Source organism: Fibrobacter sp. UWB16 (assembly GCF_900215325.1).
Lineage (GTDB): Bacteria > Fibrobacterota > Fibrobacteria > Fibrobacterales > Fibrobacteraceae > Fibrobacter.
Genome location: NZ_OCMS01000001.1, coordinates 261515 through 278850, shown reverse-complemented (window position 1 = coordinate 278850; position 17336 = coordinate 261515). Strand labels below are relative to the sequence as shown.

16 protein-coding genes and 1 tRNA gene are annotated in these 17336 nt (G+C 47.6%); 10 read left to right on the top strand and 7 right to left on the bottom strand.

Going from position 1 to position 17336, the window contains the following annotated elements; genetic code table 11:
* Window positions 1-70 precede the first annotated feature (70 nt).
* From CRN95_RS01185 to CRN95_RS01175, 3 genes are all read left to right on the top strand, one after another.
* Entirely contained in the window at window positions 71-271 is a 201-nt protein-coding gene (locus CRN95_RS01185; protein WP_014547299.1) for a hypothetical protein, read from the top strand.
* A 13-nt stretch (window positions 272-284) separates the two neighbouring features.
* Window positions 285-878 carry a phosphoribosylglycinamide formyltransferase gene (gene purN, locus CRN95_RS01180; protein ID WP_097019866.1) on the top strand — a complete coding sequence of 198 codons (594 nt, stop codon included), beginning with the start codon at window positions 285-287 and terminating at the stop codon, window positions 876-878.
* Between the two features lie 255 nt (window positions 879-1133).
* Window positions 1134-1973 carry a ribonuclease HII gene (locus CRN95_RS01175; RefSeq protein ID WP_097020276.1) on the top strand — a complete coding sequence of 280 codons (840 nt, stop codon included), beginning with the start codon at window positions 1134-1136 and terminating at the stop codon, window positions 1971-1973.
* A 438-nt stretch (window positions 1974-2411) separates the two neighbouring features.
* Here CRN95_RS01175 and CRN95_RS14605 read toward each other — a convergent pair whose 3' ends face one another.
* The 4 genes from CRN95_RS14605 to CRN95_RS01160 form a co-directional block, all read right to left on the bottom strand.
* Window positions 2412-2666 carry a hypothetical protein gene (locus tag CRN95_RS14605; protein WP_145993951.1) on the bottom strand — a complete coding sequence of 85 codons (255 nt, stop codon included), beginning with the start codon at window positions 2664-2666 and terminating at the stop codon, window positions 2412-2414.
* Between the two features lie 15 nt (window positions 2667-2681).
* A complete protein-coding gene (locus tag CRN95_RS01170; RefSeq protein ID WP_088629751.1) occupies window positions 2682-2972 on the bottom strand; it encodes a GIY-YIG nuclease family protein in 291 nt (96 codons plus the stop codon).
* A 471-nt stretch (window positions 2973-3443) separates the two neighbouring features.
* Window positions 3444-3734 carry a GIY-YIG nuclease family protein gene (locus tag CRN95_RS01165; RefSeq protein WP_088629751.1) on the bottom strand — a complete coding sequence of 97 codons (291 nt, stop codon included), beginning with the start codon at window positions 3732-3734 and terminating at the stop codon, window positions 3444-3446.
* A 625-nt stretch (window positions 3735-4359) separates the two neighbouring features.
* Window positions 4360-4433, bottom strand: a tRNA-Arg gene (locus CRN95_RS01160).
* Window positions 4434-4743: 310 nt separating this feature from the next.
* Here CRN95_RS01160 and CRN95_RS01155 point away from each other — a divergent pair.
* A complete protein-coding gene (locus CRN95_RS01155) occupies window positions 4744-7134 on the top strand; it encodes a penicillin-binding protein 1A (RefSeq protein WP_097019865.1) in 2391 nt (796 codons plus the stop codon).
* Window positions 7135-7578: 444 nt separating this feature from the next.
* On the opposite strand, the gene CRN95_RS01150 is transcribed toward CRN95_RS01155, so the two are convergent.
* The 3 genes from CRN95_RS01150 to groES form a co-directional block, all read right to left on the bottom strand.
* Window positions 7579-8133 (bottom strand): hypothetical protein, encoded by a 555-nt coding sequence (locus CRN95_RS01150; protein WP_097019864.1) that lies wholly within the window; start codon window positions 8131-8133, stop codon window positions 7579-7581.
* Window positions 8134-8431: 298 nt separating this feature from the next.
* Window positions 8432-10066 carry a chaperonin GroEL gene (gene groL, locus CRN95_RS01145; protein ID WP_012819906.1) on the bottom strand — a complete coding sequence of 545 codons (1635 nt, stop codon included), beginning with the start codon at window positions 10064-10066 and terminating at the stop codon, window positions 8432-8434.
* A 32-nt stretch (window positions 10067-10098) separates the two neighbouring features.
* Window positions 10099-10380 (bottom strand): co-chaperone GroES, encoded by a 282-nt coding sequence (gene groES / locus CRN95_RS01140; protein WP_088627732.1) that lies wholly within the window; start codon window positions 10378-10380, stop codon window positions 10099-10101.
* A 330-nt stretch (window positions 10381-10710) separates the two neighbouring features.
* Between groES and CRN95_RS01135 the strand changes: the two genes are divergently transcribed.
* From CRN95_RS01135 to CRN95_RS01110, 6 genes are all read left to right on the top strand, one after another.
* A complete protein-coding gene (locus tag CRN95_RS01135; RefSeq protein WP_200816171.1) occupies window positions 10711-11661 on the top strand; it encodes a PD-(D/E)XK nuclease family transposase in 951 nt (316 codons plus the stop codon).
* Window positions 11662-12097: 436 nt separating this feature from the next.
* Complete coding sequence (locus CRN95_RS01130; protein WP_097019863.1) at window positions 12098-13360, top strand: DegT/DnrJ/EryC1/StrS aminotransferase family protein; 1263 nt, start codon at window positions 12098-12100, stop codon at window positions 13358-13360.
* Window positions 13360-13986 (top strand): sugar transferase, encoded by a 627-nt coding sequence (locus tag CRN95_RS01125; protein ID WP_097019862.1) that lies wholly within the window; start codon window positions 13360-13362, stop codon window positions 13984-13986. The genes CRN95_RS01130 and CRN95_RS01125 overlap by 1 nt, the downstream gene beginning before the upstream one ends.
* Window positions 13983-15161: a pyridoxal-dependent decarboxylase gene (locus CRN95_RS01120; protein ID WP_097019861.1), complete on the top strand. Its 1179-nt coding sequence runs from the start codon at window positions 13983-13985 to the stop codon at window positions 15159-15161. The genes CRN95_RS01125 and CRN95_RS01120 overlap by 4 nt, the downstream gene beginning before the upstream one ends.
* Window positions 15161-16117: an ATP-grasp domain-containing protein gene (locus CRN95_RS01115; protein ID WP_097019860.1), complete on the top strand. Its 957-nt coding sequence runs from the start codon at window positions 15161-15163 to the stop codon at window positions 16115-16117. Before CRN95_RS01120 ends, CRN95_RS01115 begins: the two co-directional genes overlap by 1 nt.
* Window positions 16118-16128: 11 nt before the next feature.
* A complete protein-coding gene (locus tag CRN95_RS01110; protein ID WP_200816170.1) occupies window positions 16129-17328 on the top strand; it encodes a glycosyltransferase in 1200 nt (399 codons plus the stop codon).
* The last annotated feature ends 8 nt before the right edge of the window (window positions 17329-17336 follow it).

Below are 17336 nucleotides of genomic sequence, written 5' to 3'. Positions count from 1 at the left end.
TTCCTCAGGACGACGTAGAATTTTCACTCTTTTTACATGAAATGTTTTTGATTTGAATTATTTTTAGGATATGACTAAGTTGATTGCACATATGCTTCCCGGCGTTTTCCTCATCGTCGTGTTTTCCCTGTTGAAAGCTTACGTTATCCCAGCCCACGTGACTTTTGAATCGTGGTTTGTCTACGTCAATTTTTTAGTCTGGGTTGTCTGCATAACGGTCCCGTGCGTCATCTATTATCTCCGCACCCCGCCCGGAATTGACCACAAATAGTTATATTTGGCCCATGTTTAAAATTGGCGTCATGGCTTCCGGCGGTGGAAGCAACTTCAAAGCGATTATTGATCACATTGGCGAGGGTGACCTCGAAGCCCAGTGCAAGTTTTTGATTACGAACAACGCGGGTTGTGGTGCTGTGCATCATGCCGAAGAATTCGGAATCCCGGTGCATCACATTTCGGGTAAGACTCATCCGGATCAGGCGGCGTTCGAAGCGGCTATGCTTGAAGTTCTCGACAAGTACAATGTAGACCTTTTGATTTTGGCGGGCTACATGAAGGCGCTCCCGCTTTGCATGCTCAAGCGTATGCCGGATCGCATTTTGAACATTCATCCGTCGCTTTTGCCGAAGTTTGGCGGTAAAGGTTTCTTTGGACATCACGTTCATGAGGCTGTGCTTGCCGCGCACGAAACGGAATCGGGCCCGACGGTGCATCTCGTCAGTGAAGAAATTGACCGCGGTCGCATCTTGGCGCAGACCAAGGTTCCTGTGATGCCGGACGATACAGCCGATACGCTTGCCGCCCGCGTCCTCGTGCAAGAACACGCTTTGTACTGGAAGACTATTCGCGACTACGCCAAGTCGCTGGGTTTGCGTTAATGTCATCCTGAGAGCTTCTTGAACCGCGTCATGTTGAGAGGCTAAGCCTCGAAACATCCAGTGAAGTCTTGTATTGCGAAACGAGAAATGACTGGATTTCTCACTTCGTTCGAAATGACGGAGAAGCGGAATGTAACTGGACCCTTCGCTATGCTCAGGGTGACGAGTGCGAGATGTTCAGAATGACGAATGCTAATCGCAGAAAATGACGATGAAGCGTTTTGTGTTGCTCCTACATTATCTAATTTTTGGCTTATGAAATTCAAACTGCCCGCATTCCTTGAAAACATTGAATCCCCGGTAGAAGGGGAGGTGGCGCTGCGCAAGTTCGCGGCTAATCCTCTCGCGTTTGGCGGTGACTTGGACTTGTTTTCTGCGGGTGCGAATGGTGCGCTTTCTGGAAACGCTGCGGAAAATTCCGCAATTGTCGTGGGCATTGACGAAGTTGGGCGTGGACCGCTCGCGGGTCCTGTTGTGGCTTGTGCTGCGGTGCTCAAGTCGCCCGATGCACTCTTGACGCTGAACGATTCCAAAAAGCTTTCTCGCCCAAAGCGCGAAGCGATGTTTGATGCGGTTAAGGACGCCTGTGCATGCTATGCGATTGCAAGTGCTAGCGTCGAAGAAATTGACGAGATCAACATTCTTGAAGCGGACTTCTTGGCGATGCGCCGTGCCTTGCAAGCGCTTGGGTTCCCGGGCTTGAACGAAACTGCCCCCGAAATCCCCATCGAAGTCAAAGGCTCTTTGAAAGATGCCGCAAATGTCATCCTGAATGAAGCGCAGCGAAATGAAGGATCCAGTAACGGTTTCCCTAAAATCCTCATTGCTGTCGATGGCAATCTCAAAATCGATAAGATGCCGCAAGACATCCAGATGCCCATCGTCAAAGGCGATGGCCGCATCGCAAGCATCTCGGCAGCCTCGATTCTCGCGAAAGTATTCCGTGACCGCTATATGGATAAATTAGAAGAACTTTATCCGGGTTACGGCTTCGACAAACACGCCGGTTACGGCACCAAGGCTCATCTCGACGCCATCCGCCGCCAAGGCTTCACACCAGCCCACCGCAAAAGCTTCCACCCCAAAAGCTTGTAACGTTTTCTATTGCGTCATCCTGAGGGCTGAAAGCCCGAAGGATCCAGTAAAGTCTTGTGCTGCGTCATTCTGACGCCGAAGCGTTTAGCGTCATGTTGAGAGGCGTAGCCTCGAAACATCCAGTAAAGTCTTGTGTTGTGATACGAGAAATAACTGGATTCTTCGCTGCGCTCAGGGTGACGAGTGTGTGATACGAGAAATAACTGGATTTCTCACTTCGTTTGAAATGACGGAGAAGCGGTAATAGAATGACGAGAGCGCGGAATGTTTTGGCTGTCATTCTGACGCCGAAGCGTTTAGCGTCATGTTGAGAGGCGTAGCCTCGAAACATCCAGTGAAGTCTTGTGTTGTGAAACGAGAAATAACTGGATTTCTCACTTCGTTCGAAATGACGGAGAAGCGGTAATAGAATGACGAGAGTGCGGAATGTTTTGGCCGTCATTCTGACGCCGAAGCGTTTAGCGTCATGTTGAGAGGCATAGCCTCGAAACATCCAGTAAAGTCTTGTATTGCGAAACGAGAAATAACTGGATTTCTCACTTCGTTCGAAATGACGGAGAATCGGTAATAGAATGACGAGAATGCAATGTAAGAAATAACTGGATTCTTCGCTACGCTCAGAATGACGAGAATGCGATGCAAGATATAACTGGGTCCTTCGTCACTTCGTTCCTTAGAATGATGGAGATGCATAACGAAGAAGCTAGATTACTGCAATTCGTAGAAAAGGTCGTTCCAGTGTGGATTTATAGATTCTATTAGCGCAATTTTCTTTTTTCGGTTCCATCCTTTTAGTTCTTTTTCGCGTTGGATTGCTAAACGTATATCGTTGTATTCTTCGAAGTATCCTAGTTTGTCTACTCCGTATTGCTGGGTAAATCCTGGGATTTGCTTTTCTTTGTGTTCTGTAACTCGTCTAATAATATTATTCGTTACGCCTACGTACAAGGTGCCGTTTCTTTCGCTGAAGAGAATGTATGTGTAGCTTTTTTGTTCCATAAGGAGGAAAATACACAAAAGCAAGTAGGGGAGGCAAGAGGGCTCTTTTTTATGGCGTCATTCAGAGGGCTGTGCCCGTTGCGTCATTCTGACGCTGAAGCGTTTAGCGTCATGTTGAGAGGCGTAGCCTCGAAACATCCAGTAAAGTCTTGTATTGCGAAACGAGAAATGACTGGATCCTTCGCTGCGCTCAGGGTGACGAGAGCGCGGAATGTTTTGGCTGTCATTCTGACGCCGAAGCGTTTAGCGTCATGTTGAGAGGCGTAGCCTCGAAACATCCAGTAAAGTTTTGTGTTGTGATACAAGAAATGACTGGATTCTTCGCTACGCTCAGAATGACGAGAATGCGATGCAAGAAATGACTGGATTCTTTGCTACGCTCAGAATGACGAGAATGCGATGCAAGATATAACTGGGTCCTTCGTCACTTCGTTCCTTAGAATGATGGAGATGCATAACGAAGAAGCTAGATTACTGCAATTCGTAGAAAAGATCGTTCCAGTGTGGATTTATAGATTCTATTAGCGCAATTTTCTTTTTTCGGTTCCATCCTTTTAGTTCTTTTTCGCGTTGGATTGCTAAACGTATATCGTTGTATTCTTCGAAGTATCCTAGTTTGTCTACTCCGTATTGCTGGGTAAATCCTGGGATTTGCTTTTCTTTGTGTTCTGTAACTCGTCTAATAATATTATTCGTTACGCCTACGTACAAGGTGCCGTTTCTTTCGCTGAAGAGAATGTATGTGTAGCTTTTTTGTTCCATAAGGAGGAAAATACACAAAAGCAAGTAGGGGAGGCAAGAGGGCTCTTTTTTATGGCGTCATTCAGAGGGTTGTGCCCGTTGCGTCATTCTGACGCCGAAGCGTTTAGCGTCATGTTGAGAGGCGTAGCCTCGAAACATCCAGTAAAGTCTTGTATTGCGAAACGAGAAATAACTGGATTTCTCACTTCGTTCGAAATGACGGAGAAGCGGTAATAGAATGACGAGAGTGCGAAATGTTTTGGCTGTCATTCTGACGCTGAAGCGTTTAGCGTCATGTTGAGAGGCATAGCCTCGAAACATCCAGTAAAGTCTTGTGTTGTGATACGAGATATAACTGGACCCTTCGCTGCGCTCAGGGTGACGAGAGCGCGGAATGTTTTGGCTGTCATTCTGACGCCGAAGCGTTTAGCGTCATGTTGAGAGGCATAGCCTCGAAACAACCAGTGAAGTCTTGTATTGCGAAACGAGAAATAACTGGACCCTTCGCTGCGCTCAGGGTGACGAGAACGCGGAATGTTCAGAATGACGGAGACGCAGAATGTGACTTGGGTCCTTCAGCCCTACTGGCTTCAGGACGACGAAGATGAAAAAAAAGAAGACCAGCCTTTCGGTTGGTCTTCTCTTCTGCGGGTGCCAGGACTCGAACCTGGAGCCTTTTGGTTCGTAGCCAAACGCTCTATCCAGTTGGGCTACATCCGCGTTTTGTTTTTGTTGTCTTCTCTCGTTGACGGGTCCAAATATAGAATAATCGAGAATTATGTCAAGGGTAAAGGGCGAAAAAAGTGAAAATTTTTGCGAAATAAGCTTTTTGTACGCTTTTTGCGACTCTTGCGCGGTTCCGGGCGCATTTTCAATCGCATTTTCAGCATTTTTAATCACTTCCCGGCGCATTCCCAGCTGCATTTTTCGCATTTCCGGCCTCATTTTCCCCTAATTTCCTTCGCTCTGGTTTGAACAACTTTTACCATTTAGCTATTTTTGTCCCCAAACTTTTTTAGTGTGACTTAAAATGGATAAGTTCAAATCATTCATGAAGATTTTAGGCGCGGCCATCGTCAAGTATGGTTCCCTCGTTTGGCTGAAAATTTGGAGCGTGGTGAAGATTGCCTTTGCCAACAAGATTTTCCGCTGGTTCTTTATTTTCATGTGCCCGATTTTCGTGGCGTTTATCGCTGCGCTGGCCGTCTACATTCATTATTCGCCGGAACTGCCGTCGCTTACGCAGCTCGAGCAGATTAATCCGCGACTCGTGACGAACATTTACGACAAGGATGGCCAAATTGCGCATGAATACTTCGTGGAACGCCGCGAATGGACGTCCATCGACTCGATTCCATTGAATGCGATCCATGCCGTGATGGCGACCGAAGACCGTGCGTTCTACAAGCACTGGGGCATGAACGTTTGGGCGATTCCGTCTGCGCTTATCGAAAGTGCCGTCTCGGGCAACAAGCTCCGCGGTGCATCGACCTTGACGCAGCAGCTCACCAAGCTCCTCTTCCTCACGCCGGAACGCTCGCTTTCCCGTAAGATCAAGGAAATGATGACGGCTATCCGCATCGAACAGACCTACACGAAGGAAGAAATTCTCGAATTCTACATGAACGAAGTTTACCTCGCTGGCGGTAACTACGGTTTCCAGGCGGCAGGCAAGTACTACTTCGGCAAGCCGCTCGATAGCCTTTCTATCCCGGAATACGCTGTGCTCGCAGGCATGTTGCAGCGCCCCGAAACGTACCGCCCTGACCGTCATCCGAAGGCTTCCAAGCGCCGTCGTAACACCGTGCTCTATGCTATGCGCGATGCCGGCTATATCACGAACGAGGAATACCGCAAGTATATTGAAGAGCCGATTGTGCTCGCCAAGAAAGAAGATGTGACCGGAACGGGCCTTTATTTCTTCGAAGAAATACGCAAGTACATGGAAAAGAAGTACGGTGAAAATTCGCTCTATGCCGATGGCGTGTCCGTCTATAGTACGATTGATCCGGAAATCCAGGCCTTCCTTGATAGTGTCGCCTATGCCCAGGTCGAGCGCGTCCGTCGCCGCATCAAGTACCGCGCTACCCGCAGGCTCCAGCTTACCAAGAAGTACGACATGCCCGAAGATAGCGTTGTCGCGCATTTCGACAGCGTCTACACGCTCTTCAAAAAGGATTACCTTGCCGCTGATACGGTCCGCAACAAGCGTGGCCAGTATGCCCGTTTCCCGGACAGTATCCGTTATCATCATGCAGAAGTAGCCGCAATTATTATTGAGAATGAGACTGGTGCAATCCGCGCCATGGTGGGCGGTAGCGACTTCAACAAGTCCAAGTGGAACCGTGCCGTGCAGTCTTTGCGCCAGCCGGGTTCTTCGTTCAAGCCGATCGTCTATTCGACCGCAATGGACAACGGCGCTAGCCCCTGCGACTCTGTGAATGACCAGCCGGTGACGATTCCGGATCCGGATGACAAGAACCCGAACAAGGTTTGGCGCCCGGGTAACTTCGAACATGACTTCGAAGGCATGATGACGCTCCGTCGCGCTCTGTACAAGTCCAAGAACCTTCCTGCTATTTTGACCGGTATGAAATACGGTCTCAGCAACGTGGTGAACTACGCTCGCAAGTTCGGCATCAAGCGCGCTCCGTTGCAGGCGGTTCCGAGCTTGGCTCTCGGTTCCGTGGGTGCAACGCTTATGGAAATGACGTCTGCTTACACGGTGTTCCCGAACGGCGGTAACCGCATCGAGCCGTACATGATTGAATCTATCGTGGACCGCAATGGTGAAGTGGTGGAGAAGAATTCCAAGGTCGAACACGAGGTCTTGCGCCCGGCATCGGCTTACTTGATGGTCGATATGCTCAAGGACGTGAACGTTCGCGGTACGGCCGGCCGTGTGTGGGCTTCTGGTTTCCGCCACCCGAGTGGCGGTAAGACGGGTACGACGAACGATTACACGGATACGTGGTACATCGGCTTCACGAAGCAGTATACGATGGGCGTGTGGGTCGGTTCTGATACGCCGGGGACTATGGGTGCCGGTCATACGGGTACCGAAGACGCTCTCCCGATTTGGATGGCGACGATGGCCAAGTTGCACAAGGATTTGCCGAAGCTCCCGTTCCCGGTTCCGCCTGGCGTGATTAGCCGTGGCATCTGCAACCACACGGGCCTTATCGCTGGTGAGTTCTGCTCTGAAAAGACTTACTGCCTCTACACGGCGGGCTACGGCCCGACGGAACGTTGCGACGGCAACCATTTCTCGTCGCAGACAAAGTCTGCGGATAACGCTACGTTGTTCAGTAACAAGGGTGTTGTCGAGAACAACCGCTACGAAGCCCCGCAGCCCAAGAAGAAAGGGAAGGGCAAGGACGCTGCTCCGCCACCCAAGCGCAACACGAGAAAGATGTTCTAGCGATTGGCTGTTGGTCGTTAGTCTTTGGTTATTAGATGAAATTTAAAGGAGCCTGCGCGGCTCCTTTTTTGCATCGTCGTCCTGAACAAAGTGAAGGACCCAGTTAAGTCTTGTATTGCGAAAACGAGAAATGACTGGACCCTTCGCTACGCTCAGGGTGACGGGGATGCATCGCGCTCAGGGTGACGCGAGTAAGCATCGTCATTCCGATGGGCGAAGCCCAGAGGAATCCAGTCAATTCTTGATGAGTACAGTAACTGGATCTTTCGTCACTACGTTCCTCAAGATGACGTCTTGATGAGTACAGTAACTGGATCTTTCGTCACTACGTTCCTCAAGATGACGTCTTGATGAGTACAGTAACTGGATCCTTCGTCACTGCGTTCCTCAGGATGACGTTTGAAGGGGGCTTCTGGATGACGTAGGGAGGGGTGACAGCTTGGATTAGAAAATCCAGTAGTTGTAGCTTACGCCGAGGGCAGTTTCGTTCTCGCGGATGGTGAGTTTTATTCCGAGTTCATTGTTCTCGGTTATATTGTACGATGCACCGGCGGTAAAGTCGAACTCAGCATGATAAGCGTGATACTCATGATTCACATAATGGGTGTCGCTGTGTTCCATGTTAAATTGCGTTCCGGCCTGAACATTAATTTTATCGATGAATGTGTAGCCGACGCTTAAAGGAATGCCGAAGTGTCCACGTTTTAAATAATAATGATTGTCGACTAAGGGCTTGTTTTTGTATTGCGCAAAAGCACCTCCAGCAACAATTCCCGTCTGCACAAATAAATCCGCTACAACCGTTTTTCTGATGATGGCGCCTAGTTGCCCTCTAAGTCCAATGTCGGAATCCTCAAAGCCAATCTGCGAATCTGAGATTCCATCGCCATCAGCCCAAAGCCACCCGAATTCGCCGTACGGGGCTATCTTGAACGGGAGCGCGTTTGCCGCGGTGGCAGTGGCTAGCGCAAAAATAGGTATAAAGTATTTCAGTTTCATAATCGCTCCTTTTATCCTGAAAATACACAAATTCAAGGCGATGAAAAATGTTTTTTTTGCGTCATTCCGAACAACGTGAGGTATCCAGTGAATTCTTGTAATGCGATATCAAGACTTTACTGGATCTTTCGTCACTACGTTCCTCAAGATGACGAGAATGCTGCGCTCAGAATGACGGTGAATCAAAAAAAATCCCGAGCTCGTGAGAGTCGGGATTTTTAGTGGAGTTAGAATATGAAATTCTAGCGGCCTAGATCGCGCACATTTGTCATTAGACATTTGCGCACTTGGCGGTTGATTACATCATGCCACCCATGCCCATGGACGGATCCATAGCCGGAGCTGCCGGAGCCTTCGGTTCCTTCTTTTCGGTGATCACGCAGTCAGTCGTGAGAATCATCGAAGCGATGGAGGAGGCGTTCTTGAGAGCCGTGCGGGTCACCTTAGCCGGGTCAATGACACCAGCCTTGATGAGGTCTTCGTAAGTGTCGGTCTTAGCGTTGTAGCCAAAGCCGTCCTTGCCTTCCTTGACCTTGTTCACAACCACAGAACCTTCGAGGCCAGCGTTCTGGACAATCTGGCGGAGCGGTTCTTCGATAGCGCGGCGGATGATGGCAGCACCAGTCTTTTGGTCGGCATTGTCGAACTGGAGAGCGTCGATAGCCTTTTCTGCGCGGATGAGAGCAACGCCACCACCCGGAACGATACCTTCTTCGACAGCGGCACGAGTTGCGTGCATAGCGTCGTCGACGCGGTCCTTCTTTTCCTTCATTTCAACTTCGGTAGCAGCACCGACCTTGATCACAGCAACGCCACCGGCGAGCTTTGCCAAGCGTTCCTGGAGCTTTTCACGGTCATAGTCGCTCGTGGTAGCTTCGATCTGCTTCTTGATCTGAGCGATACGGCCCTTGATAGAAGCGGCGTCGCCAGCACCTTCGACGATCGTGGTGTTGTCCTTCGTGATGGTGATGGACTTTGCCTTACCGAGAACGGTAACCGGAGCATCTTCGAGCTTAGCACCCGTGTCTTCGGAGACGAGCATACCGCCAGTGAGGATTGCGATATCTTCGAGCATGGCCTTACGACGGTCGCCAAAGCCCGGAGCCTTAACGGCAGCAACCTTCAATGTGCCGCGCATCTTGTTCACAACGAGCGTTGCGAGAGCTTCGCCATCGACGTCTTCGGCGATGATGAGGAGAGACTTGCCCTGCTTTGCAACGTGTTCGAGCATCGGGAGCAAATCCTTCATGGTAGAAATCTTCTTGTCGTACAAGAGAATGTACGGATTTTCGAGAGCGACTTCCATGCTGTCCGTGTTCGTGACGAAGTACGGAGAGAGGTAGCCACGGTCGAACTGCATACCTTCGACAACGTCGAGGACAGTTTCAGCAGTCTTGGATTCTTCGATGGTGATGACGCCATCGTTGCCGACCTTTTCCATAGCGTTGGCGAGGAGTTCGCCAATTTCCGGGTCGTTGTTGGCAGAAATCGTTGCGACCTGGGCGATGTGTTCCTTGCCGTTGATCTTCACGGCCATCTTGCCGACTTCCTTGATCACAGCTTCGACAGCAGCGTCCATACCGCGCTTGATGTCCATCGGGTTTGCACCAGCAGCGACGTTCTTGAGGCCTTCGCGAGTGATTGCCTGAGCGAGAACGGTTGCAGTCGTGGTGCCGTCACCAGCAGCGTCAGAAGTCTTGTTGGCGACTTCCTTGGCCATCTGAGCGCCGAGATTTTCGTATGCGTCTTCGAGTTCGACTTCCTTAGCGACAGAAACGCCGTCCTTAGTGACGTTCGGAGCACCGAAGGAACGTGCGATCATCACATTACGGCCCTTAGGACCGAGAGTAACCTTAACTGCATTGGCGAGCTTGTCAACGCCCTTCATGAGGGATTCGCGAGCTGCTACATCAAACTTCAATTGCTTTGCCATTTTTGTATTTCCTTTTTAAAATTCTTTTTGTATTAGAGCGTTGCGATAACGTCGGATTCCTTGACGATGAGGTAGTTTTCGCCGTCGACGGTGACTTCGGTACCGCTGTACTTGCCGTAGAGCACCACGTCGCCAACCTTGACTTCCATAGCGACGACTTCGCCCTTATCGTTCTTGCGACCCGGACCTACGGCCACGACCTTGCCCTGCATCGGCTTTTCTTTTGCATTATCCGGAATGAAAAGACCGGAGGAGGTCTTCTGTTCGGCTTCGGCCGGCTTGACAACGATTCGATCTGCTAAAGGCTTAATCATTTTACTTATCCTCTTTTGGGCAACGCCCTTGTTAAATTGGTTGGTCCACGAACATTCGAGCTGTTCCAAATTGGACCATTTTCTTGTTCGACCCTTTTAAAGCAATTTCCGTGCCAAAACCGGATTCCTCGCGCAAAAACGGGAATTTGGGATGATTTGGGGGTGTTGTGTATTGAAATGAAACTCGAGTGTTTAAAAATGAAACTTTACTAAAGCGCTTTTTTAAAAATTGATTTTTACAGTGATTTTACAAAAAGCAGAGGTTGAATTGGCTGAAAAAAGCGTGTTAACTAATAGGGAAGGGTGCAATATCTTAAAAAAGGAAAACTCATGTATAACAACGCCAACCAATCGACAAAAAAGTACATTGTCAGGAATGAACAGGGCGAAGAATTCTTGCTGCCCAAATATGCGGCGATTTTCCGCATTTTGATGGACGACAAAGATACCATTCGCGACGTTCTTAATAGCTTGCTTCAGCTGGATCCCGACCACGGGATTGTTGACCTAGAATACGAATTTGAGAAGCCTATTGACATCTTCATGCCGGAAAACGACCCTGCGCGTCTCGATGTATGGGTGCGAACTAAGGACAACCGATATCTTAACATTGAAATGCAAAACAAGGTCCACTCGTTCTTTTTTGACCGCATGCAACTCTATAATTCGTACCTTACGCTGCGCGGTAAGTATGAATTTAATCGTTCGCCATACTTCCAGGGCCTATCAGAAGAGGATCGCAAGTATCGCTATTATGAGCTTCCGGAAACGGTGTCTATTTGGCTCTGCAATGATTCGGTCCTCAGATCGAAGGATATCTATAAGGATGTTTGGTCCACTTACAGTGAATATGAAGTCAAGTCGGGGAACGCACACCCCATTTCGCGGAAAAATAGGTATATTGTAGTAGACTTGCCCAACTTTTTGCGGTTGCGTAAGGGCGTGAAAACTCGCGAGGATTTCTGGCTCCGGCTTATCTCGCGAGGGCCGCTTCAGGTTCCCGAGACGGAAGACCCGATTTTTGTGAATGCTCGTGAACGTTTGCGCGTAAGCCGCATGAAACCAGAACTTTTGAAAGCATTGGAGGCTAGCATGTTTGACCATCATGAATACGAGGCACTTGAAGCCGAAGCCTTCCTTAAGGGCCAAGCAAAAGGTAAAGAAAGTGAACGCAAAAAAAATGATGCGGACAATGCGGCCCGTGATTCCAAGAGAGCTGATTTTCTGCGTTCGCAGAACGTGCCGGACAGTGTGATTGCGAAAATGCTTGCCCTGAAATAGCAAAAGAATTTCTCCAAAGCCCTATGTGCCCGGATCCTCTGGATTCGGGTGTTTTGCATTGGCATTATGTCGGCGAAATCGGCTAACAGGGAGAAAAATTATTATGCGAAATTTTTCGCATCGAAAATTTTCGCATGTTGTTTTGCTTAAAAACGCGGTCTGGAATCCGCAGTTTTTGATAAAAATGAGGATTGTATTCAGCAAAAATAGCGAAAATTGTTGATTTTGTTCCGCAAAAGCCTTCCCAACAGCTTGTCGTCAAGGCCCTCAACTCAAAAAAGTAAGTATTCTGTCATTAAATGTGCAGAATCCCTACAAAATTACAATAATATTACTTATATTTGCTACAATTAGTTCCACGTCCGGCCGGACAAGGGATAGCGGTGGTCGCTATGTGCAAACGATGGCCGGAGTAACCCCGAGGTTGCGGTAATCCATGACGCGTTTCGAGAAGAAGGTCTGGCTCTCTAGCCCAACGATGCACGGCGACGAAATCAAGTACGTCACCGAGGCTTACGAAACCAACTGGATGAGCACCGTTGGCGCGAACATCAACGAGGTCGAAAGGCTCGCCGCCGAGAAGGTCGGCTGCAAGTACGCCGTTGCGCTCTCCGCAGGCACGGCCGCACTCCACCTCTGCACAAAGCTCGCTGGCGAAGCGCTCTACGGCATGCCCAAGGCCGGCACCGGGGCGCTCCAAAACCACAAGGTGTTCTGCAGCGACATGACGTTTGACGCTACCGTGAACCCCATCGCTTACGAGAACGGCGAGGCCGTGTTCATCGACACCGAATACAAGACCTGGAACATGGACCCGGTCGCCCTCGAAAAGGCTTTCGAAATTTACCCGGATGTGCGCCTGGTGGTACTCGTGCACCTCTACGGAACCCCGGCCCGCGTTGACGAAATCCGCACCATCTGCCAAAAGCACAATGCCCTCCTCATCGAAGACGCCGCCGAAAGCTTTGGCGCAAGCTACAAGGGCAAGCAGACAGGCAACTTTGGCGACTACAGCGCCATCAGCTTCAACGGAAACAAGATTATCACCGGCTCCAGCGGCGGCATGTTCCTTACCGACAGCAAGGACGACGCCGAGAAGGTACGCAAGTGGAGCACCCAGAGCCGCGAGGCCGCCCCGTGGTACCAGCACGAGGAAATCGGCTACAACTACCGCATGAGCAACGTCATCGCTGGTGTGGTACGCGGCCAGATGCCCTACCTCGAAGAGCACATCGCGCAGAAAAAGGCCATCTATATGCGTTACAAGGAAGGCCTGAAGGGACTCCCGGTGCAGATGAACCCCTACGATGCCGAGAACAGCGAACCGAACTTTTGGCTCAGCTGCCTGATCATCGACAAGTGTGCCATGTGCAAGCAGGTCCGCGGCGAAACCGAAGCTTTGTACATTCATGAAAAAGGCAAAAGCTGCCCGACGGAAATTCTCGAGCGCATCGCCGCCATGAACGCCGAAGGCCGACCCATCTGGAAACCGATGCACATGCAGCCCATGTACATGAGCCACGCCTTTGTCACCGCTAACGGAAACGGACGCGCCCGCACGAACGCCTACATCGCAGGCGAAACCCGCGACGTGGGTGCCGATATCTTTGCCCGCGGACTCTGCCTCCCGAGCGACAACAAGATGACCCCCGAACAGCAGGATGCCATCATCCAGACCATCAAGGAATGCTTCGAGTAATGTACGCTCGTTTCTTCAAACGCCCACTCGACTTTTTCTGTGCTTTGGCAGCCATTCTCTGCCTGAGTCCGGTTCTCGCTGTGCTTACAGTCCTCGGCGCAATCAAGATGAAGGGTAACCCGTTCTTTACGCAACCGCGCCCGGGCCTTAACGAGAAAATCTTCAAGCTCATCAAGTTCCGCACAATGACGAACGAGAAGGATGCCAACGGCAACTTGCTCCCGGATGACAAGCGATTGACCGCCTACGGAAAGTTCCTCCGCAGCACCAGCCTCGACGAATTACCGGAACTGTTCAACATCCTCAAAGGTGATATGGCTGTAATAGGGCCGAGACCCCTGTTAGTTCAGTATTTGCCGTATTACACAGAAACCGAAAAACATCGCCATGATGTGCGTCCCGGACTCAGTGGACTTGCGCAGATTAACGGAAGAAACTTTGTTAAATGGGACCAAAGATTTGCTTTAGATGTTCAATATGTCAACAATATCTCTTTTTTGGGTGATTTAAAAATCATTCTAAAAACAATCAAAAAGGCTCTTTGTCGTGAAGATGTTGCTCCGAATTCGGAGTCTGCTGATGAAGAATATCTTGATGTTGTTAGAGGTGGGGGGACGAGTAAATGAATTGTTTGCAAACGCCCTATTTCTTGATCAACAAAGATTTTCTCGATGACGAATTGCTGAAGCTGAAAAATGCGCTTCAATCGTCTTGGGGAAACTACATCATCGGCTATTCCTACAAAACGAATGCATTTCCTTGGGTAATCAACTATTTCAAAAAAAATGGTTGTTACGCAGAGGTTGTTTCTGATGATGAATATAATTTGGCTAAGTCAATTGGGGCCAATAAAATCATTTACAACGGTATAGCAAAGTCAAAAGAAACTTTTATTGAAGCTGTTAAAAACAACTCCATTGTAAACATTGATTCTGAATACGAAATTGATTGGCTTGACGAATTGGAAAAAGGTCGTTATTCGGTAGGAATTCGTGTCAACTTTGATTTAGAATCCAAGTGCCCGGGGCAAACTCAATGTGGCGAAGATGGTGAACGTTTTGGTTTTTGCTACGAAAATGGTGAACTGAAACGTGCTATTGACAAAATCCAGGCTAAAGGCATCAAAATCTCGGGATTGCATCTCCACAAAAGTTCCAAGACTCGGTTACCCGACATTTATAAAGCCATTGCGGATGCAGCTGTTGAAATTACCGATAAATACGAATTGAATTTGGATTATGTGGATATTGGCGGAGGTTTTTTTGGTGGTTTAGCATCAAAGCCTCAGTTCATAGAATATTTCAGCACGGTTTCTGCAATATTAAGGCGCAACTTCAATCCAAAGAAAACTGTTTTGGTTGTTGAACCAGGAATGGCTCTGATCGGAGCTGCCGTTGATTACTATACAACTGTCAAGGATGTAAAAAAAACGATCAGAAACATGTTTGTTGTGACCGATGGAAGCCGCACGCAAATAGATCCCTTGATGACCAAGAGTTCATACTTCAAAGACATTGTTCGCAATGGGAATGAAAAAAGAACTGAACTTAATCGACAGATTATTTGTGGCTTTACTTGCATGGAACATGATCGTATGTTTGAGGTGAAGAATGAGCAAGAGCTTCTCCCTAATGATCAGATTATTTACCACAAAGTCGGCGCCTATACAATGTGTCTTTCTCCTCTTTTTATAAAATGGTTCCCTTCCGTTTATGTAAAAGACGGCCCCAAAATTTCAAAAGTTCGTGATAAATGGACCGATATCGAATATAAAAGCCGTACCATTGGAGACGAAAAATAATGAATATGTTAATTCTTTCTGCTGGCACCCGCAATAAGGTTATCCAGTATTTCAAGAAAACCTTTAAGGATGGCAAGATTGTCGCTACCGATTGCAGTGAAATTGCACCTGCACTTTATGAGGCTGATAAGTATTATATTGTTCCTCGCATTACAGCTGACGGATATCTTGATGTTATTCTTGATATTTGTAAGAAGGAAAAGATTGAGGGCGTTCTTTCTCTGATTGACCCTGAATTAAACCTTCTTGCTAAAAATCATAAGCTTTTTGACGATGCCGGAGTTAAAATCATTGGTTCTAATTTTGAACTCTGCGAACGTAGCCTTGATAAATTCAAGATGTATAATTGGTTGAAGGAACATGGCTATAACTGCGCAAAATCCTATATGGATCGTGAAGCTTTTTATGCTGACTTGACAAAGGGCGAAATTAAGTATCCGGTTTTCGTAAAACCCGCCTGCGGAAGTGCAAGTATAGCGATTTCTAAAGCGTGCGATAAGGAAACAGTTGATTTGCTATGCACTCATTCCGAAGGAATGATGATTCAGGAATTTTTGCATGGTCAGGAAATTGGCGCAGATGTGTACATTGACATGATCAGCAAGAAAGTTGTATCGATTTTCACAAAGAAAAAGATTGTGATGCGCGCCGGAGAAACAGACAAGGCAGTCTCTTTTAAAGATCCCGAATTATTCGCCTTGGTAAAAAAATTTGCGGAAGAAAGCGGCTTCACAGGTCAAATTGACATTGACATTTTCGATATTGATGGTAAATACTACATCTCTGAGGTAAACCCCCGTTTTGGTGGCGGCTATCCCCATGCATTTGAGTGTGGATGTAATCATATGGCTCTGATTGAAAACAACCTCAAGGGTATTGAGAATAAAGAGAATATAGGCAACTACGAAGACGGTGTCTATATGATGAAGTACAACGAAATTGCAATAAAGAGATAAAAGATCACAAAATGAAATTTGATTCTTTATTACAACAAGTCCCCCTTATGTTGGCATTAACCATTATGTGGTTGATTGCGTTGTTCGTCATATTTTGGGCTATGGTCGGTTATCCGATATCGTTAGTAATATTAAATAAAATATTTAAAAGAGAAACTAAGAAAGATTGCGCATATGAACCAACTGTGACCGTTATGGTTGTGGCTCATAATGAGGAAAAAGTTATAGAACAAAAACTTCAAAACCTTCTTGAGGTTGATTATCCGCAAGAAAAAATAGAGTTTTTGGTTGCTTCTGATTTTTCGACCGATAAGACCAATGATATTGTCGAGTCTTTCATTGCCAAGCATCCAGAACGCAAGATTCGTATTCATAAGACGGTAAATCATTATGGGAAAACGAATGCTCAGAATGAAGCGCAAGAATTATGTAATACAGAAATCCTTGTGATGACTGATGCAAATGCGATATTTGAATCCTGTGCGGTCAAAGAACTGGTTTCTTACTTTACGGATTCATCCATTGCATATGTTTCTGGCCAACTTCGGTATATGAACACCGAGGGGAGTGATACCGCAAATTCCGAAGGTTTTTACTGGAAACTTGATTTGATGTGTCGAAATATAGAGAGCAAATTACAGACAATTACTGCGGGAAATGGCGCTATATATGCCGTAAGGAACGAGTATTATGTAAAAGTCTCTCCGATAGAGTGTCATGACTCTAGTTTTCCTTTTATTTTTGCTCTGGAAAAGAAGAAATCTCTATACAATCCTAATGCAATCGCCTATGAAAAAGCAGGTGAGGTAAATGAGGATGAGTTTAAGAGAAAAGTCCGTATGAACCGAGACATTCTTACGGGCATATGCCCCAAAATGCGTGTGTTTAATGTATTTTCTTACCATTGGTTTACATACTTTTATTTTGGACATAGAACCTGCCGATATCTTCTTTGGTTGATGCATCTCTTGGTTCTTGCGATTAACATTCCATTAGCGATTTGGGGTGGGATTCCTTGGCTAGTTTTATTAGGATTGCAGATACTATTTTATTTGATTGCTTTAATAGGATGGGTAACAAAGTCTGGCAATAGATTGACTAGGACTGTGTTTTATTATTGCATGACTGTTATGGCGCAATGGAAAGGTGTAATAAACATTATTACAGGTAAATCAAAACCTGTTTGGGAAAAGGCCGAAAGCACAAGATGAAAACAAAA